This window comes from Nitrincola tibetensis, assembly GCF_003284585.1.
GTDB classification, from domain to species: Bacteria; Pseudomonadota; Gammaproteobacteria; order Pseudomonadales; family Balneatricaceae; genus Nitrincola; species Nitrincola tibetensis.
The window spans coordinates 316,518-341,670 of record NZ_QKRX01000003.1; the positions used below are offsets into that span (position 1 = coordinate 316,518).

Sequence of the window (25,153 nt, forward strand, 5' to 3'; positions counted from 1 at the left end):
CTTTCCTCACTAAATTAAGGCTCTCTCTGCTTGCGCCGTCCTTTATGTCCCTTCATGGCCATTTTACCTTGCATCTGCTCATTTTATTAGTAAAATCTAATTTAGATTGTTTTAACTTGCTTCGATTAACTCAATGTAAAAAGGAAGTTCAATGAAACGTTCAATTTTACCCGCTCTTGTTCTCGCATCTTCAGTGGTTTTGTCTCCACTCACTTTTGCTGAAAGTCAGACCGCTGAAAGTGCATTAATTCTACTTAACAGTGCAGATTTACAAACGCAAGGAATGGCGATGGTGCTGGGCAATGCTATGCAAGGTCAAGGAGCGCAAGTGGATGTTCTTCTTTGTGGGCCTGCAGGTGATCTTGCTTTAAAAGCGACGGAAAACGAAACACTTAAGCCTCGCGATGTGACGCCTGAGCAGTTGCTGATGAATTTACAAAAGGGTGGTGCAAAGGTTGAGGTTTGTGCACTCTACTTACCGAACAGCGGCAATACTGAAGATGCATTGCGTGAAGGGATAACCCCTGCGGCTCCACCAGAAGTGGCTACAAAAATGCTGAGCAGCACTAAAGTCTTCTCTTTCTAAGGCTTGCCTAATGCGATGGTCGGATGCGTTCGGTCATCGCCTTTTAATGCGCAAAACTCTTGCATAGATCCATCTGCGTATTGAATGCGCACGTTAAAGCCTCACTCTGGCAGTTCTTGAAAACATCTGATTCACAATAGCGAAAAAACAGTGAATGCTTTATCGTAAGGTGACTACCTTGCCTGATTGTTGAGAAAATTGCGATGAGTGAATTAAACGAAAAAACACTGCATGCCTTAAAAGTAGCCTTTACGTTTATGCCAAAGGCGATTGAAGTCACCCGCTATGAATATGGCGAAGACTACCAACGTATTATTGATGAAATAGAGTTGGTGCGCGAAGCATTGCTCCTCAATGACATCGACCCAGAAGAGGTCGATGGCGATATTCATCCAGATCAAACACCAAATTCGTGTTATTGATAATCCCCCTCTAATCACTTAGTCTAAGGCGTGGTTAAAAAGTGATCAATTTCTTGGCGGGAAATTGGATTTAAACTAGAATGCATCAATAGTTAAGATAAATGAAAAGGAATATTGAAATGTCTTTGTTGAAAAGTTTATTAAATCTAGCCAAAAAACAAGGCGATGTCATTAAAGGGACAAAGCAAAATGACGAGTTTGTTGTTGATGGCAATGTATCCAAAGCGAAATTAGGCGCTGGAGACGACACACTCACCGTAACAGGTGACGCATGGAAGATAAAAGCAGGTCATGGAGATGACACAGTCATTGTTGATGGAAATCTCTGGAAAGCCAACTTGGGTAAAGGCGACGATGTTCTTGAAGTCGGTGGTAGCGCTCATAAGATAAAAGCGGGTGCGGGTGACGATACGGTTGTCGTTGGCGGAGATGTTCATAAAGTCAGCTTGGGTAAAGGCGATGATAATCTCTGTGTAGAGGGCGATGCCAATAAAGTTCGCGCAGGATCTGGGGACGATGTCGTTTATATCGGTGGTGATCTAGGAAAAGCGTCTTTGGGTAAAGGTGATGATTGCCTAGATGTTGATGGAAATGCACAGAAGATAAAAGCAGGCTCTGGTAATGACGTCGTTACTGTGGGTGGTGATGTAGGTAAAGTCAGCCTAGGTAAAGGAAATGATCAGTTATACGTTGGCGGAGATGCCTCTAAGGTTACCGCTTTAGGTCGTGGTGAAAACCAAATCATGATTGAGGGTGATCTGAATAAAGCCTACCTAAGCAAAGGTGACAATGATTTATTTGTTGGCGGCGACGTGACCTCTAAAATTAAAGGCGGAAAAGACGACGATCTGATCTGGGTCAATGGCGATTTAGCTAAGGTATCTACGGGTAAAGGTGAAGACCAGCTGTATGTCGGTCAGAAAGCTGGAAAAGTTGATATGGGCGATGGTAATAATCTTGCCGTTATCAATACATTAGAGTCTTCTTTCAAATCAGGGTCCGGAAACGATCGTCTTGATATAGCTGTGAATAATGGCAAAATCGACACAGGTTCTGGCAATGATACGGTTTATATTGGCTTCCATGCTAAAGACGTTGATCTTGGTAAGGGTGATGATCATTTAATTCTGAACAGCTTTGCCGACGGTAGTTTTGCAGATGGTGGCAAAGGTTACGATGTTTTGACAATCGTTGGTGATGAGTCAAATTATTCGATTACGTCCCACAAAGGTTACAATTATATTACTGATTTAGTCAGTAATTCGACGCTTAAAGCGCGGAACTTCCAAGAAATTAATTTTGTAGAACAGTCTGAATCAGACTACCTTACTGAGTTTGATTTGGGATTTGTTAAGGATCTGAGCTCGCTTAATTGTGGCTGTGGCAAGGATGAGATAACGCTATAAACAAGGTCTATATAACAGCTCTCTAGGCTTAGAGGGCTGTTTTCTTTTTAAAAAAACTTAATTCTGCTGCTGTGCGATGTGTTCCAGTAGCCCGCGGCTTGCTGCTTCAATAATATCCACGACTTCGTGAAAGCCCATGTCTCCATCCGTGTAGTAGGGATCTGGAACCTCAATGCCTTGGAAAGGTGTTGTTGCGAAGTCTGTGAAGAGTGAAAGATGTCCCTTAAAGTCTTTCGGTGCCAAAGCCTTCAAATCATTTAAATTATTTGCATCCATAGCGAGCAGGTAGTCGAACTGTTTGAAGTCTTCTGAACTCACTTGCCTTGCTCTTAACCCACTTAGGTCGTAGCCACGCTTGAGCGCGACAGCCTGAGAGCGTGAATCAGGTGCCTTGCCAATGTGCCATGCGGCAGTGCCGGCAGAATCAATTGTCAATTGATGCGAGCTTTTGTTAGACATCACGCGAAAAACGCCCTCCGCTGTGGGTGAGCGACAAATATTGCCTAAGCAAATAAACAGAATCGATGTGTTTTTCTTCATTTCAAATTGTCTCTGTGAACCTGTTGGTGATACGTTTTGATGATGAATTAAATTGTCAAATTGCATGCCTATGTAGTTTACAAATATTTGGGATAATGTTCTTCTAAACTTCAAGCAAAGCCTCTTAAGAGATAAAAACGTGTTTGACCGACTGAGTTATTTTTTTATTTTGCAAGAGCGTTCTGAGACGTTGGTTGCGGGTCAATATAATGGCTGGCTAGTTGTGCTGTCTTTATTGATCGCGACGGGTGCTTCCATGATGGCATTTCGTGTAGCAGGTTTTGCTAAGCGCGAAAGTGATCCTTGGGCACGCCAGCGTTTTCTAATGATTGGAGCTTTTGCATTAGGCGGTGGAATTTGGTCGATGCATTTTGTTGGGATGCTCGCATTTGAGCTGCCTGCCGAGGTTCACTATCATGGTTTTACGACGCTGCTATCGGCACTTCCTGGTTTTTTTGCCTCTTGGGTAGCGCTGGATTTATTGGCACGTGATCAAGTCAGTAAGCGCCTATTGCTATACGGCGGACTGCTTGTAGGCAGTGGCATTGGGCTTATGCACTACACTGGCATGGAAGCGATGCGGACTGAATTGCAATTAGGTTATGACCCATATTGGTTCGCAGCCTCCATTGTGATTGCCGTACTTTTGGCTGTCCTTGCACTTTGGGTCCGCTTTGGTTTAGCGCGTATCACCAAAATGCCCTTTATGGCTCGTTTATCCATTAGTGGTTTAACTATGGGCTGTGCCATTGCTGGTATGCATTATACGGCCATGATGGCGGCACGCTTTGTAGGCGAGTCCCATACCCCAGCCTCACATGGCTTAACGGATCATATCGAGCTGGCGCTGTTAATCACCTTGGTCACGATTCTGATCAGTGGTGCTGTCTTCGGAACAGTATTGCTGATGCGCTATAAGACGCTGTATTGGCAAGGAAAGGAAACAGCAGCACGTTTATCCGCTATTTTTGATACGGCAGTTGACGGCATCATTACCATTGACCCTGTCGGTAAAATTAGTGCATTTAATCCTTCTGCCGAACGAATCTTAGGCTGGAAAGCCGTTGATGTTTTAGGTAAAAACATTAAATCCCTAATGCCTGAGGTACATGCGCGCCATCATGACCGGTATTTAAAAGATTACTTGAAAACAGGGCATGCGAGTATCATCGGCGTTGGCCGCGAAGTTGAGGCCTTACACAAAGATGGACATCTCGTCCCTATCCGATTAGCGATAGGTGAGACACAAGTACAAGACCAAAAGCTCTTCGTTGGCTTTATTACAGATTTGACGCAGCGTCGTGCCATTGAGCAAGCATTGTTGCAACGAGAGCATCAGTACCGAACCTTGATTAATAATATGCCGGGCGTGACGTTTCGTTGTCGTTATGATGAACATTGGACTGTCTTATTTGTTAGTGAGCAAATCAAAGAGTTAGTCGGTTGGTCCTCGCAGGAGTTTATGGATGCAAAAATTACGTTGGCTGCCTTGGTTCACTGCGATGATGTTGAGCATACTTGGAACGCCGTCTCTAACTCGATTCTAGATGATAAACCTTGGGCAGTTGAGTATCGGTTTGTACACCGTGATGGCAGTATCCGTTGGGTTTCAGAAAGTGCATCGGGCGTTCGTGATGAGCAAGGAGAGCTTGTATGGATAGATGGTGTCATCATTGATGTCACAGAGTCTAAACGCCAAAATGCAATCTTAGATGGGGTCTTATCGGCCGTGAATAAGGCCGTTGCAGTGTGTGAATATAACGAAAAAGGGCGTATCCAGCGGGTAAATGATAACTTTTTAGCCTTAACAGGCTATACAAAAGAGGAATTGTTGTCTCAGCCATATACTCTGCTTAATGATCATAATGAAAGTCAATTTAACTGGGATGAGTTGATAGAGCAAGGCCTCTTAGAAGGCGAGTATCATCGAGTTAGAAAAGACAAAAAGCCATTATGGGTGCGCTCATCCTTTCGTGTGATCCAAGATATCGATCATGGGCACGCTCGTGTCATAGAGCTCGCAACGGATTTGACTGAACGCAAAGATATGGAAATACGTTTACGCCAATCAAAAGAAAAGGCGGAGTTCGCCGCGCAAGTAAAAACGAATTTCTTAGCCAATATGAGTCACGAGATACGAACACCCATGAATGCCATTATTGGGTTTACCGATTTGCTGCTCGATACACCTTTACAGCCGACTCAGCAACGCCACTTAACGACCGTCAGAAGATCTGCCCAGTCCTTGTTATCACTTCTGAATGATATTCTTGACACGGCAAAATTAGAACAGGGTGCGGTTATCTTGGAGTCCATTGATTTTTCGTTACGGGATGTGTGTGATCAAGTGCTGGCAACGCTTGGGCTCTCAGCCTATAAAAAGGATCTTGAACTCATATGCGATTACCCTGAAGATCAGCCCACTTGGTTTAAAGGGGATCCGTTACGGATTCAACAGGTATTAATTAATTTGGTCGGGAATGCCATTAAGTTTACCCATCAAGGACGTGTTCTCGTATCGGTCAGGTATCAAAACGATCTCCTATCGATTAATGTACTTGATACAGGCGTGGGTATTGCCGCTGATCGTCTAGACGCTATTTTTGATCCCTTTTCGCAAGAGGATGCATCCACTACCCGTAAATATGGAGGGACAGGCCTTGGAACCAGTATTTCAAAACAATTGGTTGAGGCGATGAAAGGACATATAGGAGTCGAAAGTGAACTTGGTAAGGGCTCTTGTTTCGCGATAGGTTTGCCACTCCCCTTGGGGAAAAAGCTTACCTCCTCACGGATACGAGCAAGCCAAGCACAACTGCCTAAGTTACGGATTTTGATCGCCGATGATGTACCGCAAAATCTTGAACTCTTGGCTCTGAACTTTGAGAAGGAGCAGCATCAGCTTCAGTTAGTCACGAATGGCTATGAAGCGGTTTTGGCCTTTAAAGAGCATCTGTTTGATTTAGTACTGATGGATGTGCAAATGCCTGAAATGGATGGATATGATGCGACGCGAAAAATCCGCGAATGGGAAAGTGCTCATCAGCAATTGCCGACACCCATTATTGCGCTAACGGCCAATGTATTAGAGCAAGATCGATTAAATGCGGAAAGTGCGGGTATGTCAGGTTTTGCAATCAAACCGTTGAATATGCTGGCTTTACGTGAGGAAATTGTGCGTGTGTTGCAGTTGGAGATGTCTCAGGCTGAACCATCATCCGATGGACGTTTGGCACTCGATGCTGATGAATTAAGAAATGCAGATGTAATTGATTATGGACAGGGAGTGGCGCTCTGGGGATCTAAACATACGCTGCATGATGTGATTAGGCGCTTTTTGGCGCAGAATAAAGGGATGATTAACTCTTTGACGAGTCTAAATCCCGCTGATTTGTTGGATCAGGCACATCGCTTGAAGGGGGCAGCGGGTAATTTAGCGTTAAAATCACTAGCCCAAGCGGCAGATATTTTAGAAAAAGCCTTAAAACAGAGGGCATCAAACCATCATTTTGATGAAGAAATACATGCCCTAACTTTGGCTTTTAAGGAAGTTTATGATCTTTTTGATAGGTTGCCCAATGGCAAGATTTTTGAAAGTAAGATCGAGCTCAATACAAACTCCTTAAAACACGCAAATGCTCTGATTGAGCAGATGCTTGGAAGACTGGCTAAGGGTGAGTTACCCGATGACTGCCTAGATGCTTTGGCAGAATGCTTAGGCAGTCAGGCAGTGCTCGCTTTGACGGACTGTTTAGAGGATTTTGATTTTGAGTGTGCGCAATCTGCTTTGATTGCTTTGCAAAGCAGTCTGGATTCAAATCAGGAGGGGATAAGGATTCATGAGTAGTACCGATGTTCGCCCTAAACTTTTGCTCGTCGACGATGAGCCGACGAATCTACAAGTGCTTCGTCATATTCTACAGGACGAATACCGCTTGGTATTTGCGCGTGATGGCCAAAAAGCCATTAGCTTAGCAAGGGAGCAGAAGCCAGACCTGATCCTACTTGATATTATGATGCCAGATTTGGATGGGCTAGACGTTTGTCGTTGCTTGAAGTCTGAACATTCAACACGCTCAATACCAGTCATTTTTGTAACCGCTTTATCGGATGTCGATGATGAAGCGGTAGGGTTTGAAGTTGGGGGCGTTGACTATATTACTAAGCCTGTGAACGCTGCGGTGGTGAAAGCTCGAGTAAAAACGCATCTGAATCTAGTGCATCTGGATGAAATCCGCGAAACACGTCTGGCTATCGTGCAAAGACTCGGTCGAGCGTCGGAATACAAGGACAATGAAACAGGCATGCATGTGATTCGGATGAGTCATTACTCGCGAATCATTGCACGTGCTGCCGGGTTTAGTGAGCATGAGGCCGATGATTTATTGAATGCGGCCCCTATGCATGATGTTGGAAAAATAGGCATACCTGATTCGATTATTCGTAAGCCTGGTAAACTGGATGCAGACGAATGGCGCGAAATGCAGCGACATGCTGAAATAGGCGCCGAAATCATTGGGCATGATGCTTCTTCTTTGCTGCAAATGGCACGTCGTATTGCACTGTATCATCATGAAAAGTGGGACGGTAGCGGCTATCCAGAAGGGCTTAAAGGTGAGGCAATTCCAATTGAAGCTCGTATTGTTGCCATTGCGGATGTCTTTGATGCCTTAACCAGTGTCAGGCCGTATAAAAAGGCCTGGACCGTTGATGATGCCGTCAACTTGATCGTTTCCGAAAGTGGAAAGCACTTTGATCCAACCCTAGTGAGTGTGTTTGTTCAAGAGATTCCAGCGATCCTTGAGATCAAAGCTCGCTGGGTCGAAACAGAATAACGTTGGTTATACACTTTGTTCTTCAATTTTGAGCGTCACAATCTCCTCAGCCAAGAGTGATGAGAGTTCGGGAATACAAGAGCCACAGCCAGTACCGCAAGCCAGTTTTTCTTTGAGTGAATCCACTGTATGGCAGCCCTTTTCAATGGCTGCTTTAATTGATGCCTCGGTCACTTGGTGGCAACTACAGATGATTTGTGTTGCTTGAGCTCCTTGCTGTGAATTGAGCAACCTATTGCGCTGAGCTGGCGTTAACGCAGGTTTCGAAAAGAGCATATCCACCGATGTTGGATCTGATTGAATCGGGCTTGGACTTATCAATAACACCCAATGCAAGCGATCCTGATCGAAGGCCATAGCCCTCATCTCGCCCGAGGAGGTTTGCACCCAACTGTCGGGGGCTTGACCCAAGTGCTGACGACACCACTCCATCCATGAGTTAGGTTGTTCTGTGTCAGCTAGCAGAAACTGTGTTGAGTGGCGCATTGGAATCTTGGTCCAATAGCCTCTGAGACTTAATTCTGTGTGGTCTTTAATCAGTAACTGAGCGTGCCATTGTGCGGGATAGGCGCGAAGAGCGACGGCTCCCTGCTTGGATTCGGGTTGGCCAGATACGGGGTCACAAAAGCCTTCAAGTAGCGCATTGCAATAGCCATCACCACTGAATTGTTGGTTCCAGTGCATGGGAATAAATACTTCACCTTTTCGTTGCGCTGCGCTGATTCTAACACGACCAATATAGCGACCTTGGTGATTGCTTAATTCAGCCAAGTCTTGATCATATAAATTGTGATGCTTTGCATCCTCTGGGTGAAGGTCTAAAAAGGGCTCTGCACGATGATTAAACAATCTGGCAGCTCGTCCCGTACGAGTCATGGTGTGCCACTGATCGCGAATTCGTCCAGTGTTGAGTTGATAGGGCCACTGAGCCGATGGAAGGGTTTTTGGAGCTTTTGTCTCAGTGGCAATAAATTGCGCCCTTCCTGAGGGGGTAGAAAACTGGCCGTCGTCAAAGAGCCGTTTGCGTCCATACGGAAATTGTTGATTGATCGGCCACTGAACAGGTTGAAGTTGATCGTATTCTTGTTGAGACAAGTGGCTAAGTCCGCTGATATCAAAGCTCCTTTGCCCATGGTTTTCAAACCCGGACAAAGCCGCATGCTCAGCAAAAACTTGAGCGGGGTGGGTAAAGTTAAATCCTTCTTCAAATCCCAGTGCTTTGGCAACATCGCAGATGATTTCCCAATCATGGCGTGCCTCGCCTGGCGCTTTAATCAACCCTTTTTGCCTTGAAATTCGTCGTTCGGAGTTAGTGACTGTGCCATTTTTCTCACCCCAAGTGCTGCTTGGCAGCTGAATATCGGCAAATGTTAGCGTATCCGTCTCAGACATGGCTTCTGAAACAATAACGCAATCACAACGCTTTAAGGCTCGACGGATCAATGCAGTGTTGGGTAAGCTGACCAAGGGGTTGGTGGCCATGATCCATAAAACTTTAATTTCGCCACGGTCAATCGCTTGAAAGAGGTCCAAGGCTTTATGGCCGGGTTGCTGTGCCATACTAGGGGCATTCCAGAAGTCTTGAACTCTGTTGATTGCTTCGGGGGAAAACTCCATATGTGCGGCCAATTGGTTGGCAAGGCCACCGACTTCGCGCCCTCCCATGGCATTGGGCTGGCCCGTTAATGAAAAGGGAGAGCTTCCCGGCTTGCCTATCCGTCCTGTGGCCAGGTGGCAATTGATGAGGCTATTCACTTTATCTGTCCCGGAGCTGGATTGATTGACACCTTGAGAAAAGAGCGTGAGTGTGCGCGGTGTTTTGGTAAACCAATCAAAAAAAGTGTCTAGGTCCGCTAATGGAACATCGGTTAAGGTGGCCGCTGTTTTCAAATCGGGGATGTCTTGGTGCGCAATCGCAACTGCCCTTTTAAATCCTTCGGTGTGCTGGTCAATAAATGGCTGGTCGAGGGCGCCTGAGTGACTAAGATGGACGAGAAGGGCATTAAAAAGAGCGACGTCTGAGCCGGGTTTAATGGCTAAATGCAAATCTGCCAGCTCGCAGGTTGCCGTTGCGCGAGGATCGATGACAACGACTTTAACCTGCGGGCGCTGAATTTTGGTTGCTTGAATTCGTTGAAATAAAATTGGGTGATTCCAGGCTGCATTGGAACCAACCAGAATAATCAGATCAGCCAGTTCAATATCTTCGTAGCAACCAGGAACCGAATCAGAACCAAATGCTCGTTTATGCCCTGCAACGGTTGATGCCATGCATAAGCGCGAGTTGGTGTCGACATGAGACGAGCCTAAGAAACCTTTCATCAGTTTATTGGCAACGTAATAATCCTCTGTGAGCAGCTGCCCCGATAAGTACATTGCGATACTGCCAGGGCCATGGTTTTCTAAGCTATGGCGAATTCGGGATGAGACCGCTTTAATCGCGTCAGACCAGTGCACGTTTTGGCCATCTACGCGTGGCAGTAGTAATCGTTGCTCAGTTTGGGTGGTTTCATGAAGCGTTGAGCCTTTGATACACAGCCGCCCGAAGTTAGCGGGGTGTTGGCTATCGCCTGAGACTGCAATGATTCGTTGATCCGACAGTTCTGCGGTTACACCGCACCCTACACCACAATACGGGCAAGTTGTGTTTTGTTTCATAGTCACTCATCCAAAAAAAAAGCCCATTGCTTCACACACCAATCATGTGCAAAGAAATGGGCAGCATTGCCGATCTGGTCCATCAACCAGACGAGAAGATTCATAATTTGTTTAAGCAATAGATATGCCATGCTGGATGATATTCAAGCGTTAGGGTGCTGACAGTGGATAACGGAGGGTGTCAATAAAAGAATATTGCAACAAATTGGTGCGAAACGGGCGCGCGTTGCGTTAAATTGGTTTCTCAGTTGTGACGAATACAGCACAAAAGCGTTTGATGTTGGATTAAATCTGTTAAATTGCAGGGGAAAGGACATCCTGCGCCCCGAGTGCTATACGATGGTATAAATTTTGCGTTTTTATTGATGTGATGTAAGACCTATCAACCGGAGATTTCTATGCCTGCATGCCGTGCCGAAGATTTTTTATTGGCGTCTAAGCGCTGCGAGATATCCAATCTGCAACAACTCTTGATGACGGGCGAGCTGGTGAAGTCTATCAGTCAGTTGGTTCATACTCTGCAGCGTGAACGGGGTTTGTCGAATGTCTATATCGCATCATCAGGCCAACGCTTTGGCCCTCAGCGCTTAGCTCAAATTGAGCAGGGCGAACATCTCGAAACAGAGCTTAAGGCAGGGTTGGCGTCGATTAACCTTGATGCCTGCCATTTATCAGGTAGCGTGAGGCTGTATACGCGTATCGCTTACGTCGTTCATGGTCTGAATAGCTTGCCATCCATTCGTCAAAAAGCCTTGAGCCTTCAAATAAGTGTCAAAGAATTAACAGGTTTAATGAGTCGCTTGATTGCAGGGCTGTTATCGGTTGTCTTTGAGGCCGCTGATACCGCCACAGATCCCGATATTACCCGTGCTTTGGTGGCGATGTTCAATTTTATGCAAGGCAAGGAGTTAGCAGGGCAAGAACGTGCTTGGGGAGCCAGTGGTTTTGCAGCGGGTCATTTCGAGCTTGAGGATCAGCAAAAACTCCACGATTTAATCGATGCGCAATCCAGATGCTTTGAAGTGTTCACCGAGTTTAGCAGCGAGTCGCCTTTAATAAGTTGGCAGGCATTGCAATCAGACCCCTGCTCAGATGAATTGATCCGTTTACGGCAACTGGTTGCACGATCAGAAGAGGGGCAGGCTATTCCCTCAGCCTTCAGTGAAATTTGGTATGACGTCGCAACCTGCCGCATCGATGCCATGAGAGCGATAGAAAGCTTGCTGGCAGCTGATTTATTGGAGTTGTGTCAAACCAAATTAAAAGCAGCAGAGCAGGACTTACAAAACCATCGACGGCTGTTGGACGATTTAGCAAGGGAAGATGATGTAGGCTCGTCTTCATTAAGCTATTTAACGGATTCTTTGCATGCATATGAGCAGGATTTATCTATCACACCCAGGCGTTCCGTCTACGAGTTACTCAAAGCTCAATCAATGCGCTTACAATTAGTGAACGATGAGTTGCAACAAGCACGGCAAGCGCTGACTGAACGCAAAACTCTAGAGCGTGCGAAAGGGTTGCTGATGGAGTATCAAGGACTCTCTGAAGAAGCCGCTTATCGACAAATACGTCAAGCGGCAATGGAGCAAAACCTCCGTGTGATAGACATTGCTGATACGATCATCAAGCGCACTCAGGCGATTATTGGAAAAAATGACCGCCGTGTTTTGTTTTGAATGAATTCAGTGCACCTTGCCCAATCTCGGGGCAAAAAATTTCTACATATACCTATGTTTTCTACAATATTTTATATAGTTAATTGATTTTAATGATATAAATAAAGTTGGCATGAAATAAGCATCCTAATTCAGTAGACATTATATATCGGATCACAAACCTGTTTGTGGTCACTGAATCGGACAACGGCGTCCATCTCACATCTGATCTTTCGGATGTTCGAGATGACGCCGTTTTTTTTTGTTTAGGAGAAATTCCATGAAAGCTAAAAATTCAACGCTGAAAGCCATAACAGATACGCAATCTCTAAATATGGATCGACGTAAGTTTGTGGGTGGTATGGCGACATTAGCAGGGGCTGCTTCATTGGGTGGCTTCTTGCCTTTAGTGTCTTCTAAGGCTCAAGCGGCATCTGGCAAGCTTGAGACCACCTCGGCAAAACTTGGGTTTATTGCCTTGACGGATGCTGCCCCTTTATTTATAGCCTTGGAGAAAGGATTTTTTGCTAAGCATGGCATGAAGGATGTTGAGGTACTGAAACAATCCTCTTGGGGAACGACGCGGGATAACCTCGTATTGGGATCTCAGCGTAACGGTATCGACGGCGCTCATATCTTAACGCCCATGCCTTATTTGATCGCATCGGGGGCAATGACGGCCAATAATGTTCCAACGCCTATGTATATTTTGGCGCGTTTGAACTTGGCAGGTCAATGTATATCCGTGGGCAGTGAATACAACGATTTGAAAGTGGGTCTCGACACTCAAGCCTTTGCACAAGCATTAGCGGCCAAACGCGCATCGGGTCATGCTATTAATGCAGCAATGACCTTCCCAGGTGGAACACATGATATGTGGATGCGTTACTGGTTGGCAGCTGGGGGTATTGATCCGGATCAGAACATATCGACCATTGTTGTTCCGCCGGCTCAAATGGTTGCCAATATGCGTGTTGGTAGTATGGATACCTTCTGTGTATGTGAGCCTTGGAACCAGCAGCTAGTTAATCAGGGCATAGGCTACACTGCCAATACGACTGGCGAGTTGTGGCATAACCACCCAGAAAAAGCCTTTGCGATGCGTGCTGATTATGTTGATGCTAACCCAAACTCTACAAAAGCATTAATCATGGCGATCATGGAGGCTCAGATGTTCTGTGAGCAGCCTGAAAATAAAAAAGAAATCGCTGAAATCTGTTCAAGACGTCGTTGGATACATGCACCCTATGCCGACATTATCGACCGTATGGAAGGTAATTTTGATTATGGTAATGGGAAAGTAGTTGAAAACCATCCGAATCAGATGCGCTATTGGAAAGACAGCACATCTTATCCCTTTAAAAGCCATGACTTATGGTTCTTAACCGAAAATAAGCGCTGGGGATATTTACCCAGAGACTTCGATTCAAAAACAATTATTGACCAAGTTAACCGAGAAGATATTTGGCGTGAAGCGGCTGCTGCATTAGGTATCGATAAGTCGGATATTCCTGAAACGACCTCTCGTGGGTTAGAAACCTTCTTTGATGGAAAAGTATTTGATCCTGAAAATCCAGATGCCTATTTAGATAGCTTATCGATTAAACGTTTATAAATAATAAGCCCTTATCCTTAGGGGAGGATTTTTACTATGACTACCAAAGCAAATAGTATTGTTAAACCTTTATCTGCTGTGAGTATGCCTGTCTCAATGGACAAAACCTTATTTCGTTTTAAAAGAGTGGGTGAGAGCTTTGTTCAAAAAGTACTACCTGCACTTATTGTTGGTTTTTTATTAATACTTATATGGGAGCTACTGACATCCTCCCAGAGCGCAACGTTGCCTTCACCGTCCAGAGTCGTCACAGACACTTGGGAATTGATTATTAATCCCTTCTACAACAATGGAGGAACTGATGTTGGAATGGGGTGGCAAATTCTAGCAAGTTTAGAGCGAGTCGCTTATGGCTATAGCCTAGCGGTAATAGCAGGCATTAGCTTAGGAGTGTTGGTTGGACAATCAACGTGGGCTATGCGGGGTTTAGATCCTATATTTCAAATCCTACGCACCGTTCCACCACTTGCTTGGTTACCAATTTCTTTGGCCGCCTTTCAGGACAGTAATCCATCTGCGATATTTGTGATTTTCATTACGGCAATATGGCCAATTATTATTAACACTTCAGTGGGTGTTCGTAATATACCGGAAGACTATCGCAACGTTGCAAAGGTTTTATCACTGAATGGCTATGAATATTTTACCAAAGTCATGTTGCCTGCAGCCGCGCCCTACATATTCACAGGTCTTCGTATTGGCATCGGCTTGTCTTGGTTAGCGATTGTTGCAGCTGAAATGCTGATAGGTGGAGTGGGAATTGGCTTCTTCATCTGGGATGCGTGGAATGCATCAATGATCAGTGACATCGTGTTAGCACTGGTATATGTCGGAGTTGTTGGATTTTTACTCGATAAATTCATCGGATTTATCTCAAATTTAGTCACCCGTGGCACTAGTAACTAAGAGGAGTATATACGATGTCTAAACATTATTTATCGATTGAAGGTGTAAACAAGGTTTTTGGACAGGGTAATAAGCAGTCCTGTGTTCTTAAAAATGTGAATTTACATATTGAAAAGGGTGAGTATATTTCGATTATCGGCCATTCTGGTTGCGGAAAGTCGACCGTGTTGAATATCGTGGCGGGGCTTTTGCCAGCGACAGATGGCGTGGTGATTTTAGACGGTAAAGAAGTGAACTCACCTGGCCCTGATAGAAGTGTTGTGTTTCAAAACCATTCATTACTGCCTTGGTTGACGGTGTATGAAAATGTGGCGCTTGCCGTCAACAAAACTTTTAAAAAAACGAAGACAGCGAAAGAACGGCATGAATGGATACTTAAAAGCCTCGAAATGGTTCACATGTCTCACGCATTGGATAAGCGTCCAGCCGAAATTTCGGGGGGCATGAAGCAACGTGTTGGGATCGCCAGAGCTCTAGCAATGGAACCGAAGGTCCTGTTATTGGATGAGCCCTTTGGTGCGTTAGATGCACTGACTCGCGCCCATTTACAAGATGAGGTGATGAAGATTCAGGCTGAGATTAACAGCACCATCATCATGATCACACATGACGTCGATGAAGCCGTATTGCTCTCAGATCGAATTGTCATGATGACCAATGGTCCAGAGGCCACTATCGGTGAGATTCTGGAAATAGACTTACCAAAACCACGCAATCGCATAGAGATGGCTGATAACCCCAAGTACAACCGTTATCGTCAAGCCGTCTTGCGTTTTCTATATGAAAAGCAGCGTAAGGTGGAAGTGCTCGTATCGGCTGAGAAACCGAAGCCTGCCCAAGCAAGTCTTAAGAAAGCGGCCTCCGCTTAACGAGATCTTTCAAGTTGATAGAGGTCGAGGTGAACACCATGAAAAAACAACTAGTGGTTATTGGCAATGGGATGGTAGGCCATCATTTTGCTGAACAGTGGATGGCATCAGAGATGGCAGCCGATTATGAACTGCATGTGTTTGCAGAGGAAAATCAGCGTGCCTATGATCGTGTCCATTTATCTGAGTATTTTGAACAGCAAAGTTCGGCGCATTTGCAGTTAGGTGATGATGGATTCTACGCGTTACCCGGGATTCATTTACATCTAAATGAAGCAGTGATTACGCTGGATCGCGAAGCAAAATCTGTGACGACGGCACAGGGCCAGTATTCATATGACACACTGGTGTTTGCGACAGGCTCTTATCCATTTGTGCCGCCAATAGACGGGCGGGAACTGGATCATTGCTGTGTGTATCGGACACTTCAAGACCTGGACGTCATTCGCGCCAGTGCTCAAGGGGCTACGAGAGGGGTAGTTGTAGGAGGTGGATTACTTGGACTCGAAGCGGCCAATGCGCTCAGGATGCTGGGATTAGAGGCGCATGTTGTTGAGTTTGCACCGCGTTTGATGCCTGTTCAGTTGGACAGTGATGCGGGTTCACTTTTACGTACCAAGATTGAAGACTTGGGAGTCAAGGTTCACACCGAAAAAACAACGCGCAAGATTATTCCAGGCGATGAACAACGACTGCGCATGTGCTTTGCTGATGAAACCTATCTTGAAACAGATCTAATTGTATTTTCAGCCGGTATTCGCCCGCAAGACCAGTTGGCACGAGAGGCTGGTTTACGGCTGGGGGAGAGAGGAGGGATTGCCGTTGATCAGCATTGCCGGACCAGTGATCCGTCAATTTACGCAATTGGTGAGTGTGCGGTTTGGAACAATCAGCAATATGGCCTAGTCGCACCGGGCTACACCATGGCGCGGGTAGCGGCTGCCCATATGATTGGCAATGTGGGAACCACCTTTACCGGTGCGGACATGTCGACGAAGCTTAAATTATTGGGTGTCGATGTGGGATCCATTGGCGATGCACATGGCGCAACCCCCGGTGCACTGAATTATCGCTACAGTAATGAGATTGAGGGTGTGTATCGACGTTTGGTTGTCTCCGCTGACGGTTCTAAGCTGTTGGGTGCAATTCTTGTCGGTGATAACAGCTATTATGACACGCTATTGCAGTATGCGTTGAATGGCATAGAGTTACCTGAATACCCAGAGTCATTAATTTTACCCGAAAGCTCTGGCACTGGTGCACCTAGCTTGGGCGCATCGGCATTGCCTTATGAAGCCACTCTTTGTTCTTGTCACAATGTGACAAAGGGCGATATTTGTGAGGCCATGAATGATGGGGCCGTCAGCCTGTCAGATATCAAGTCGATGACAAAAGCGGCAACGGGGTGTGGTGGTTGCGCCGCGATGGTCAAAACTGTGTTTGAAAGTGAGCTAGAGGCCAGAGGTGTCCAGGTCGATAAGTCCATCTGCGAGCACTTTTCACATACACGACAAGAGCTGTTTCATTTAGTTAAAGTTGAAGGTATTCAAACATTCGACGAGTTAATTGAGCGGCATGGGCAAGGTGGGGGTTGCGAAATTTGTAAGCCAGCCGTGGCGTCTATTTTGGCCAGTGTTTGGAATGAACATGTCCATGAAACGAAGCATTTGCCGCTGCAAGACACCAATGACACCTTTATGGCGAATATGCAGAAAAATGGTACTTACTCTGTTGTACCTAGAATTCCAGGTGGAGAAATTACCCCTAAAATGCTGATTAAAATTGGTGAGGTGGGTGAGAAATATAATCTCTATACCAAAATCACGGGTGGCCAACGTATTGATTTGTTTGGCGCGACCTTAGACGAGTTACCCTTAATCTGGGAAGAGTTGATTGCAGCGGGTTTTGAAACTGGGCATGCCTATGGCAAGTCTTTGCGAACTGTTAAATCCTGCATTGGTGATACTTGGTGTCGGTACGGTGTGCAAGACAGTATGACGATGGCCATTCGCTTGGAGAATCGTTACAAGGGAATGCGCTCACCCCATAAGGTTAAAATGGCAGTATCCGGTTGTACACGTGAATGTGCGGAAGCGCAAAGCAAAGATATCGGAGTGATCGCGACAGAGAATGGCTGGAATCTGTATGTGTGTGGCAATGGTGGGATGAAGCCCCGTCATGCGGATCTATTCGCAACGGATTTAGATGATGAAACACTGATTCGTTATATTGACCGGGTGTTGATGTTTTATGTCTATACGGCTGACCGATTACAGCGAACCTCGGTGTGGCTTGAAAACCTCCAAGGCGGATTAAAATACCTGAAAGAAGTGGTGATTGAGGACAGCCTAGGTTTGGCTGAAGAGTTGGAAACCAGAATGCAGCACATTGTCGATACCTACCAATGTGAATGGAAAACAGCAATCAATGACTCCGAGAAGCGTAAGCGTTTTCGCAGTTATGTGAACGCGAGCGAGCCCCGCAAAGCGCGTATTCAACTGATTGAAGAACGTGGCCAATTGATACCCGCGCGCATGATTACAGAGGAGGAAGTCGCATGAATGCTGCATTGACCGCATCACTCCAATGGCAGAACGTTTGTCATCGCAAGGATCTAGTTCCACACTCAGGAATAGCTGTCATGCTTGGTAAGGAGCCTGTGGCTGTATTCTGGCTTCCAGGCCATGATACGGAGCTTTATGCGATTGGCCATACGGATCCTTTTTCCGGGTCTGAAGTCCTTGCTCATGGCATCCTCTGTGAAAGCCAAGGCATCTGGTCTGTTGCATCCCCCTTGTATAAACAACACTTTCGGTTGGATACAGGGCGCTGTATTGAAACGCCGGATGTTGGAGTGGATGTTTGGGCCGTGCGGATGGAGCAGGACTGGGTACAGATAGGTAAAGTTTTGATTGGATAGGATTTTCGTTAGTCATTTATGATTGGGTGAAAAATGTTGAACTCTGCCTGAGAGCAGAGCTCAACAACATCAAGCCATCGAGTATGACGCTGTCTGCTTTTGATCGGTCTTTAATGTCGAGCGCGAAAATGCCACTCTCCCGGTTGAATATCATTAGCAACGGCCTGTTTGATACTCTCGTCGATATCGGGTGAATCGAGATCATACAAACCACAAAGCTTGAAGGCTCGGCGTATATCAACGGATGGACCCAAGTATTCATACAACACGCGTGCGCAGCACGGCATACGCTCCCCACTGCCCGATACACCTAATTTCAATCCTGTCAAACGTGTGACGCGATTTTTAAAGGTTGGAAATAGTATGGTTTGAGTGATTTCTTGATCGGTGAGTGATTCGTAATCCACCATAAAAATGCGATCAATTAAGAAGGTTGCAAATCCTAAGTACTTGCCATGATAGACTTTGTCGCTAGGGCTCTCTTGCAGGCGTTCCGTGCGCTGGTAGTAAACTTTATCTTGCTGGCGCTCCAAACAAGTTAACATTCGGAGTAGTTTGCCAGGATAGGCCATGGATAGATGGTATTCAAAATAATAGCCTAAGTATTTATCAAGGCCTTGATGACCGAGTTGACCCAAGTGCTCTAAATGCTCAGTTTCGGGTGACGCTCTTAGATCATCGCTAGAGAGGCGTGGGCGGACTTGAATTAAGCGTATAAACTGGTTATGAGGGAGCAAGAGTTCATGTTCTTCCACACCAAAAAAGTCACAAAAACGTCGAAGTGTATTGGCGGAAGGTTTCGCATGCCCCCCTAAATAGCGGTTAAACTGAGGCCGATTCATTTTCATTCTACGACAGACATCAGCAATGGATTTATAGTAACTGCATAGAAGCCTTAGATTGCGAGAAAAGTCTTCAGTCATGGCATCTCTCCTATAAATCCACATCGGCTGATGTTAGCCGCTCAATCCTTGAGTGTAACCCGAAAGTCGGTATCAGCTAAAGATAGGTGTTTCCCCTAGCGTATCTAATTCACACCGTCATTTCTCCGGCTAGGGGAGTGATAAGTGCTTGGCGAACAGTATCGGTTGATTCGTGTTGGCTGAGCAAAAAGTGCAGTTTTGTAAAGGCGGCTTCAAGGGTTAAGTCCGCACCTGCAATTACGCCGATTCTATTTAGCGTGGCTCCTGTTGCGTAGGCACCCTGACTCACCGATCCATACGCACACTGTGTGATATTAAGTGTGATAATACCGGACGCTGATGCTTGCTCAAGCACCTCAATAAACAGTTTGTTCGCGTCAGGAGGGTTCCCTGCTCCATAGGTTTGTAAAATCAGCCCTTTCACGCCTGGGCGCTGAACAACGGCCTTAATAATCTCTGCAGAGATGCCAGGAAAGATTTGAATCACGGCAACGGCATCTGAATCAAAAGTAGGGGCAAGGTGTGAAGGCGCACGCTTTTTGAGTAACAACTGGCTTTGAATGTCGATATTAATTCCGACGCTGCCTAGCCAAGGGAAATTTGGAGAGTCGAAAGCGTCAAATCCTGAGCTTTTCACTTTTGTACTGCGATTGCCGCGCAAGAGTCGATTTGCAAAGAAAATACAGACTTCAGGTACATTGTAATTCCCTGCCAGCATCACGGCTGTAATCAGATTTTCTGGACCATCGCTTCTGGCTTCCATCATTGGGATTTGGGAGCCAGTGAGAATCACAGGTTTATTCATTCCTTGGAGCATAAAGGACAGCATTGATGCGGTGTAGGCCATGGTATCTGTTCCATGAAGCAGCACAAAGCCATCATATTCATCCCAATTTTGTATTAAGAGATGACTGAGCCGAGTCCAGTCATTGGGTAGGATATTTGAGCTATCAATCAGCTGTTGGCATTCGATGATGTCATAGTGAGGGAGATACTGTAGACCACGAGCACGAAAAAGCTTGTTGATTTGCCTATCAAACCCCTTCATTGGGACATAGCCCTGATCAGAGGATTGCATACCAATGGTTCCACCAGAATAAATAATGAGCACTCGGCGTTTCATGAACATCTGTCCTATTATGTTTTTATCTGAGTATTTCAACATAGCCTTAACCGAGTTGACATTTGACGATTAGATGATGATAGACGCTCTTTGTAAGATAATCAGCATCAAGTCGCATCACTATCCTTTTTAAAGTGCATTTCTTTTGCAACCATTAAATCTGAAATCACGTTAAAATAGTCAGATCAATAGATAACAACAATACATAAACAAAGTGCCCCTCATGATACAAGACTATTTAGACGATCTCGTGTTGGCTTTATCGACAGAAAAAAATCGTGGTAAGGTTGCGGATTATATTCCGCAACTCGCTCATGTAGATCCGAATCAATTCGGCATAGCAGTGTGTACCCCAGAAGGGCAAATGTATTCAGCAGGCCAGGCGGATACCTTATTTTCCATTCAGAGTATTTCGAAAGTATTTACGCTCACGATTGCCCTTGGCAAGCTGGGTGATGGCATTTGGACTCATGTAGGACGCGAGCCGTCTGGCGATCCCTTTAACTCGATTGTTCAGCTAGAGCATGAGTCTGGCAAGCCGCGTAATCCCTTTATTAATGCAGGTGCCATTGCGGTGGTTGATGCCATTATGATGGGTCATGAGCCAAAAGAAACACTCGCCGAAATTCTCAATTTTGTACGCTTTATTTCGAATGACAATAGTATTTGCTTTGATCATATTGTGGCGGCTTCTGAAATGGCCCACCGTGACCGTAATGCATCATTGGCGCATTTTATGAAAGCGTTTGGGCGTTTACGCCATGATGTGGATAAGGTGCTGGGAACCTATTTTCATCAGTGCTCCATTGCCATGAGTTGTGAGCAGTTGGCGAGGGCCGGACTGTTTTTGGTGTCGGATGGTGTGGATAAAACAACGGGGATTCGTGTGGTGTCGGCCCAACGTGCACGTCGTATCAATTCACTTATGATGATGTGCGGTCACTATGATGGTTCGGGCGAGTTTGCCTACCGGGTTGGCTTGCCCGGAAAAAGTGGTGTCGGTGGTGGTATTCTTGCCATTGCTCCCGGTAAGGGCTCCATTGCCGTTTGGTCTCCAGGGCTTGATAAACTCGGGAATAGTTATTTAGGAACCCGTGCCCTAGAGCGTTTTGTACAACACACAGGCTGGTCTGTGTTTGGACATTGATTAACGCGGCATGACTCTCACGCCGCCAATGGACTCTAGGGGTTCGGGGCGTGAGAGATAAAATCCTTGTGCATAGTCGACGCCGATGCGGGCGAGAATCGCTAGAGTTTCAGCATCTTCAACGCATTCAGCGATGGTTTTTAAGCCCATCAGATGACCAATGTTGTTGATCGAGGCCACCATGGCTTGGTCAATGGGGTTGTTGGGCAGATCTTGGATAAAAATGCCATCAATCTTCAGGTAGTTCACGGGCAGTTGTTTTAAGTACCCGAATGAAGACAAGCCACTGCCGAAGTCATCTAAGGCGAATTGGCATCCTAGAGACTTTAATTCTTCGATAAACGCAGCTGCATTTGATGGATCGGCAATGGCCGCTGTTTCGGTAATCTCAAAGCAGATGTATTGTGCGGGAACGGCGTGTTTCCGTATCTGGTCGCGGATGACATTTAAACAGTCTTGGCGTCCAATCGAGGCCCCGGATAAGTTGATTGCGCAGAAAACAGGTTGTTGATTTCGTTTGAGTTGATCGCCCATCCAGGCCAGTGTATTGCGGATGACCCATTGGTCAATTTTGGGCATGAGTCCAAAGCGTTCAGCCGCTGGGATAAATGCACCCGGTGGAATCACTTCGCCTTCTTCATCCACTAGGCGAGTTAAAATTTCATAATGTGGAATACCCAGGTGAGCAGTGTCAAACGGGACAATTGTTTGGAAGTAAAGCCGAAATTTGTCTCGGTCTAAGGCACTTTGAATGCGGCTAGCCCACTGAATTTGACCTCTTCGAAAATGCAATTCTTGATCGTCGAACTCAAATAGATGCACACGATTTCGGCCAAGGTCTTTGGCGGCATAACAGGCGGTGTCGGCATGACTGAGAACCTCATCGAGTGATCCGCAATCAGTCGAAATGATGACCATGCCAATACTCACGCCAACAGAAAAGACTTGTCCATCCCATGAAAAACGGAAGTTAGTGACGGTTCTACGTAATTGCTCCGCAATCTGCATGCCTTTTGCCAGTGGGCAGTAGGAAAGCAAAACCCCAAACTCATCACCGCCGAGACGTGCGAGTGTATCGCTTTGACGCAGGATGGGTTTGAGTAAACTGGAAAGCTGTTTGAGTAGGGCATCTCCAGCGCGATGACCGCAGGTGTCATTGACCAGTTTGAATTGGTCTAAGTCAAGATAGCATAAGAGATGTTCGGCCTCTTGTGTTTGCGCTTCTAAAATTAGACTTTCTAAACGCCGCTCAAATTCACGCCGATTGATAAGCCCCGTTAAGGTGTCGTGCACGGCCTGAAAGGTTAACATCTCTTGCAGTCGGTTGTTTTGAGTCATGTCTTGTAAAGCAATCACCCATCCCATGCTCTTTTTCTGTGCATCGAAAAGCGGAGAGCATTTAATTTGCACCTCGGCTGTTTTGCCTTGTTTATTCTTCAATTTGAAATAGGTGTAGGATGAGTGTGATGTATTATTAAAGTGGGTGTCTGAGCAAAGAGATGATAAGAGAACCCTGTCACCCTCACTGCCTTGTATTGGCATGAGTGTGTCAATGGGAAGACCAAAGGCAGCCTGAGCATCCCAGCCTAAGAGCGTGCAGGCCATTGGGTTTAAGTAGACCGTATTTTTTTGGGCATCGCAGGTAATGACGGCTTCGGTGATTGCTTCAAGTGTCACTTGGGCTAGTTCTGAGTGACGGTGAAGACGTGCTTCCATGCGTTTTCGCTCACTAATATCACGGATCAACGCGCTGTATTGTATGCCTTCCTCGGTTGGGCTTGCAGAAGTCGTCACCTCAATGGGGAAGGGCAGAGACGTATCTTTAATGGCAACCAGTTCATGAGGGCCTTCATCGGTGCTGCTGGCGAGCATTACGAATAGGTTATTTAAGTGGGTAGCGGGAAAGAACTGATGTGAGTCTTCGTGCAACAGTAATCCACTGGGCGTTCCGACCATCGCTTGAGCAGATCGCCCAAAAATCACCTCGGCTCCTGGGTTGGCGCTGGTGATAATGCCTTTGTCTGAAAAGGTGATAATGCCATCTTGCATATCTCGGACAATCAGGCGTGTTCGCATAATCATGCGATTGAGGTTTGACATCACACGATTGTATTGTGCGGCTATTTGACCCACTTCGGTGAAAGGCTCAACGGGGACGCGCTGTTTTAAGTCACCCGTGCGTTCTTGCTCTTGCATGCTGGATAGCAGTTCACTTAATTCTGTTCGTGCCCCATGCTCTGAAAAATTAAGGCCTTGGTGCTCAGCTTCTAAACTGACGCGCAAAGGTGTGAAGTGCTTGAGTAAGATCAATAAAACATAGGTGCTCGGAAAAACAAAGAGGCCGCATACTAAAATGCCAATGAGTTGGATACCCATCCATTCAATCCGACTAAAGGGCTCGCTTAAAGCATCCAAGTGACCGAAAAGCGCCACCGCCAGTGTGCCCCAAATACCAGCGGCGAGATGAACAGGAACGGCTGAAATGGCGTCATCGAGTTGGTAGCGCAGCATTAAACGGTCTGTGGTAAACATAACCAAGGCACCGATTGCACCAATCAGCGCCGCATGAGGGGTAGAGACTAAGTGGCAACCCGCGGTTATAGCCACCAGTCCGGCTAGCGTCCCATTGATGGTGAGGCTTGTGCTGCGAACTTTCTCTTTTTCGGCATTCGATAAAATCATCGCCATCATTCCACCCGCAGAAGCCGAGATGATGGTGTTTACAACAATGCCAGCAATATGCTCGTTGAACTCTAATGTGCTCCCACCGTTAAAGCCAATCCAGCCAATCATGAAAAATAACATTCCTAGAATGGCTAAAGGTAGGTTACTGCCGGGTATTTCTTGCGGTTTGCCTTGAACAAAGCGTCCGGTGCGGGGACCAATCACGATGACGGCCGCCAGTGCGACCCAGCCCCCTAAACTGTGGACAACGGTGCTGCCCGCAAAATCAGTAAAACCAAGTGCTTCCAGCCAGCCGGGGGACGAGTTAATGGCACCACTCCATGCCCAGTGCCCAAACGTGGGATAGAGAATCAAGCTAATGAGGGCGGTAATGAGAACGTAGACCCGAAAGCGGCTCCGCTCCGCAATGGCACCAGAAACAATCGTAGCAGCCGTGGCACAAAAGGTAAGCTGAAAAAGGAAAAAGCTCGCATGCCACAGACTTTCATCTGAAAAGTCAGCCGCTAACCAGCGCATATCAAGTGACCAAGCATCGTGTTGGCCAAACATAAATGTAAAACCAAGCAGCCAGAAGAGAAGCGCTGCAACGATTAAATCGAATGCATTTTTTAACGCAACATTGATGGCGTTCTTACTGCGTGTAAGGCCTGACTCTAGACACAGAAATCCACCTTGCATCATTAAAACCAAGACGGCGCCAATCATGATCCATAACGCGTCGAGTGCACTCTTATCTATCACAAATAGGCCCCCGTTTTTTGTCCTGCCCTAAATGAGTGCACTGAGAAAAACAGAGGTACTTCAAACAGGGAGTTAAGATAGTAGAGATTGACTACCATCTTAATCACTGCAGGAGTTGT

General features: G+C 46.1%; 17 protein-coding genes. 12 read left to right on the plus strand and 5 right to left on the minus strand.

The features are described from left to right. The first annotated feature begins 151 nt into the window (after positions 1 to 151). From DN062_RS05840 to DN062_RS05850, 3 genes are all read left to right on the plus strand, one after another. Positions 152 to 586 (plus strand): DsrE family protein, encoded by a 435-nt coding sequence (locus DN062_RS05840; RefSeq protein WP_112158380.1) that lies wholly within the window; start codon positions 152 to 154, stop codon positions 584 to 586. Between the two features lie 203 nt (positions 587 to 789). Continuing rightward, positions 790 to 1,008 carry a hypothetical protein gene (locus DN062_RS05845; protein WP_036510820.1) on the plus strand — a complete coding sequence of 73 codons (219 nt, stop codon included), beginning with the start codon at positions 790 to 792 and terminating at the stop codon, positions 1,006 to 1,008. A 119-nt stretch (positions 1,009 to 1,127) separates the two neighbouring features. Further along, positions 1,128 to 2,414 (plus strand): calcium-binding protein, encoded by a 1,287-nt coding sequence (locus DN062_RS05850; RefSeq protein ID WP_112158381.1) that lies wholly within the window; start codon positions 1,128 to 1,130, stop codon positions 2,412 to 2,414. A 57-nt stretch (positions 2,415 to 2,471) separates the two neighbouring features. On the opposite strand, the gene DN062_RS05855 is transcribed toward DN062_RS05850, so the two are convergent. Further along, positions 2,472 to 2,954 carry a low molecular weight protein-tyrosine-phosphatase gene (locus DN062_RS05855; protein WP_112158509.1) on the minus strand — a complete coding sequence of 161 codons (483 nt, stop codon included), beginning with the start codon at positions 2,952 to 2,954 and terminating at the stop codon, positions 2,472 to 2,474. A gap of 139 nt (positions 2,955 to 3,093) precedes the next feature. On the opposite strand from DN062_RS05855, the gene DN062_RS05860 reads away from it, so the two are divergent. Then, the gene (locus DN062_RS05860) at positions 3,094 to 6,801 is read left to right on the plus strand and encodes a PAS domain S-box protein (RefSeq protein ID WP_112158382.1); all 3,708 of its coding nucleotides are present in this window, start codon (positions 3,094 to 3,096) and stop codon (positions 6,799 to 6,801) included. Beyond that, positions 6,794 to 7,789: a response regulator gene (locus tag DN062_RS05865; protein WP_112158383.1), complete on the plus strand. Its 996-nt coding sequence runs from the start codon at positions 6,794 to 6,796 to the stop codon at positions 7,787 to 7,789. The genes DN062_RS05860 and DN062_RS05865 overlap by 8 nt, the downstream gene beginning before the upstream one ends. A 6-nt stretch (positions 7,790 to 7,795) precedes the next feature. Here DN062_RS05865 and DN062_RS05870 read toward each other — a convergent pair whose 3' ends face one another. Beyond that, the gene (locus tag DN062_RS05870; RefSeq protein ID WP_112158384.1) at positions 7,796 to 10,447 is read right to left on the minus strand and encodes a nitrate reductase; all 2,652 of its coding nucleotides are present in this window, start codon (positions 10,445 to 10,447) and stop codon (positions 7,796 to 7,798) included. Between the two features lie 398 nt (positions 10,448 to 10,845). Between DN062_RS05870 and DN062_RS05875 the strand changes: the two genes are divergently transcribed. From DN062_RS05875 to nirD, 6 genes are all read left to right on the plus strand, one after another. Beyond that, complete coding sequence (locus DN062_RS05875) at positions 10,846 to 12,126, plus strand: nitrate regulatory protein (RefSeq protein WP_112158385.1); 1,281 nt, start codon at positions 10,846 to 10,848, stop codon at positions 12,124 to 12,126. A 259-nt stretch (positions 12,127 to 12,385) separates the two neighbouring features. After that, positions 12,386 to 13,720 carry a CmpA/NrtA family ABC transporter substrate-binding protein gene (locus DN062_RS05880; RefSeq protein WP_112158386.1) on the plus strand — a complete coding sequence of 445 codons (1,335 nt, stop codon included), beginning with the start codon at positions 12,386 to 12,388 and terminating at the stop codon, positions 13,718 to 13,720. Positions 13,721 to 13,756: 36 nt separating this feature from the next. Further along, complete coding sequence (gene ntrB, locus DN062_RS05885) at positions 13,757 to 14,626, plus strand: nitrate ABC transporter permease (protein WP_112158387.1); 870 nt, start codon at positions 13,757 to 13,759, stop codon at positions 14,624 to 14,626. Between the two features lie 14 nt (positions 14,627 to 14,640). Then, positions 14,641 to 15,495 carry an ABC transporter ATP-binding protein gene (locus DN062_RS05890; protein ID WP_112158388.1) on the plus strand — a complete coding sequence of 285 codons (855 nt, stop codon included), beginning with the start codon at positions 14,641 to 14,643 and terminating at the stop codon, positions 15,493 to 15,495. Positions 15,496 to 15,533: 38 nt separating this feature from the next. Continuing rightward, complete coding sequence (gene nirB / locus DN062_RS05895) at positions 15,534 to 18,056, plus strand: nitrite reductase large subunit NirB (protein WP_112158389.1); 2,523 nt, start codon at positions 15,534 to 15,536, stop codon at positions 18,054 to 18,056. Further along, entirely contained in the window at positions 18,053 to 18,415 is a 363-nt protein-coding gene (gene nirD / locus DN062_RS05900) for a nitrite reductase small subunit NirD (protein ID WP_112158390.1), read from the plus strand. The genes nirB and nirD overlap by 4 nt, the downstream gene beginning before the upstream one ends. Before the next feature lie 110 nt (positions 18,416 to 18,525). Here the strand turns inward: nirD and DN062_RS05905 are convergent, their stop codons facing one another. Continuing rightward, complete coding sequence (locus tag DN062_RS05905) at positions 18,526 to 19,338, minus strand: helix-turn-helix domain-containing protein (RefSeq protein WP_112158391.1); 813 nt, start codon at positions 19,336 to 19,338, stop codon at positions 18,526 to 18,528. Between the two features lie 109 nt (positions 19,339 to 19,447). Continuing rightward, positions 19,448 to 20,461: an asparaginase gene (ansA, locus tag DN062_RS05910; RefSeq protein ID WP_112158392.1), complete on the minus strand. Its 1,014-nt coding sequence runs from the start codon at positions 20,459 to 20,461 to the stop codon at positions 19,448 to 19,450. 226 nt (positions 20,462 to 20,687) lie between these two features. Between ansA and DN062_RS05915 the strand changes: the two genes are divergently transcribed. Continuing rightward, on the plus strand, positions 20,688 to 21,608 hold the full coding sequence (locus DN062_RS05915; protein ID WP_112158510.1) for a glutaminase: 921 nt from the start codon (positions 20,688 to 20,690) through the stop codon (positions 21,606 to 21,608). Here the strand turns inward: DN062_RS05915 and amt are convergent, their stop codons facing one another. Further along, on the minus strand, positions 21,609 to 25,034 hold the full coding sequence (amt, locus tag DN062_RS05920) for an ammonium transporter (RefSeq protein WP_205126667.1): 3,426 nt from the start codon (positions 25,032 to 25,034) through the stop codon (positions 21,609 to 21,611). Positions 25,035 to 25,153 lie beyond the last annotated feature (119 nt).

Coding starts and splice junctions, on each gene's coding strand:
- DN062_RS05840 (WP_112158380.1), top strand. CDS start 152: ATGAAACGTTCAATTTTACCCGCTCTTGTTCTCGCATCTTCAGTGGTT.
- DN062_RS05845 (WP_036510820.1), top strand. CDS start 790: ATGAGTGAATTAAACGAAAAAACACTGCATGCCTTAAAAGTAGCCTTT.
- DN062_RS05850 (WP_112158381.1), top strand. CDS start 1,128: ATGTCTTTGTTGAAAAGTTTATTAAATCTAGCCAAAAAACAAGGCGAT.
- DN062_RS05855 (WP_112158509.1), bottom strand. CDS start 2,954: ATGAAGAAAAACACATCGATTCTGTTTATTTGCTTAGGCAATATTTGT.
- DN062_RS05865 (WP_112158383.1), top strand. CDS start 6,794: ATGAGTAGTACCGATGTTCGCCCTAAACTTTTGCTCGTCGACGATGAG.
- DN062_RS05870 (WP_112158384.1), bottom strand. CDS start 10,447: ATGAAACAAAACACAACTTGCCCGTATTGTGGTGTAGGGTGCGGTGTA.
- DN062_RS05875 (WP_112158385.1), top strand. CDS start 10,846: ATGCCTGCATGCCGTGCCGAAGATTTTTTATTGGCGTCTAAGCGCTGC.
- DN062_RS05880 (WP_112158386.1), top strand. CDS start 12,386: ATGAAAGCTAAAAATTCAACGCTGAAAGCCATAACAGATACGCAATCT.
- ntrB (WP_112158387.1), top strand. CDS start 13,757: ATGACTACCAAAGCAAATAGTATTGTTAAACCTTTATCTGCTGTGAGT.
- DN062_RS05890 (WP_112158388.1), top strand. CDS start 14,641: ATGTCTAAACATTATTTATCGATTGAAGGTGTAAACAAGGTTTTTGGA.
- nirB (WP_112158389.1), top strand. CDS start 15,534: ATGAAAAAACAACTAGTGGTTATTGGCAATGGGATGGTAGGCCATCAT.
- nirD (WP_112158390.1), top strand. CDS start 18,053: ATGAATGCTGCATTGACCGCATCACTCCAATGGCAGAACGTTTGTCAT.
- DN062_RS05905 (WP_112158391.1), bottom strand. CDS start 19,338: ATGACTGAAGACTTTTCTCGCAATCTAAGGCTTCTATGCAGTTACTAT.
- ansA (WP_112158392.1), bottom strand. CDS start 20,461: ATGAAACGCCGAGTGCTCATTATTTATTCTGGTGGAACCATTGGTATG.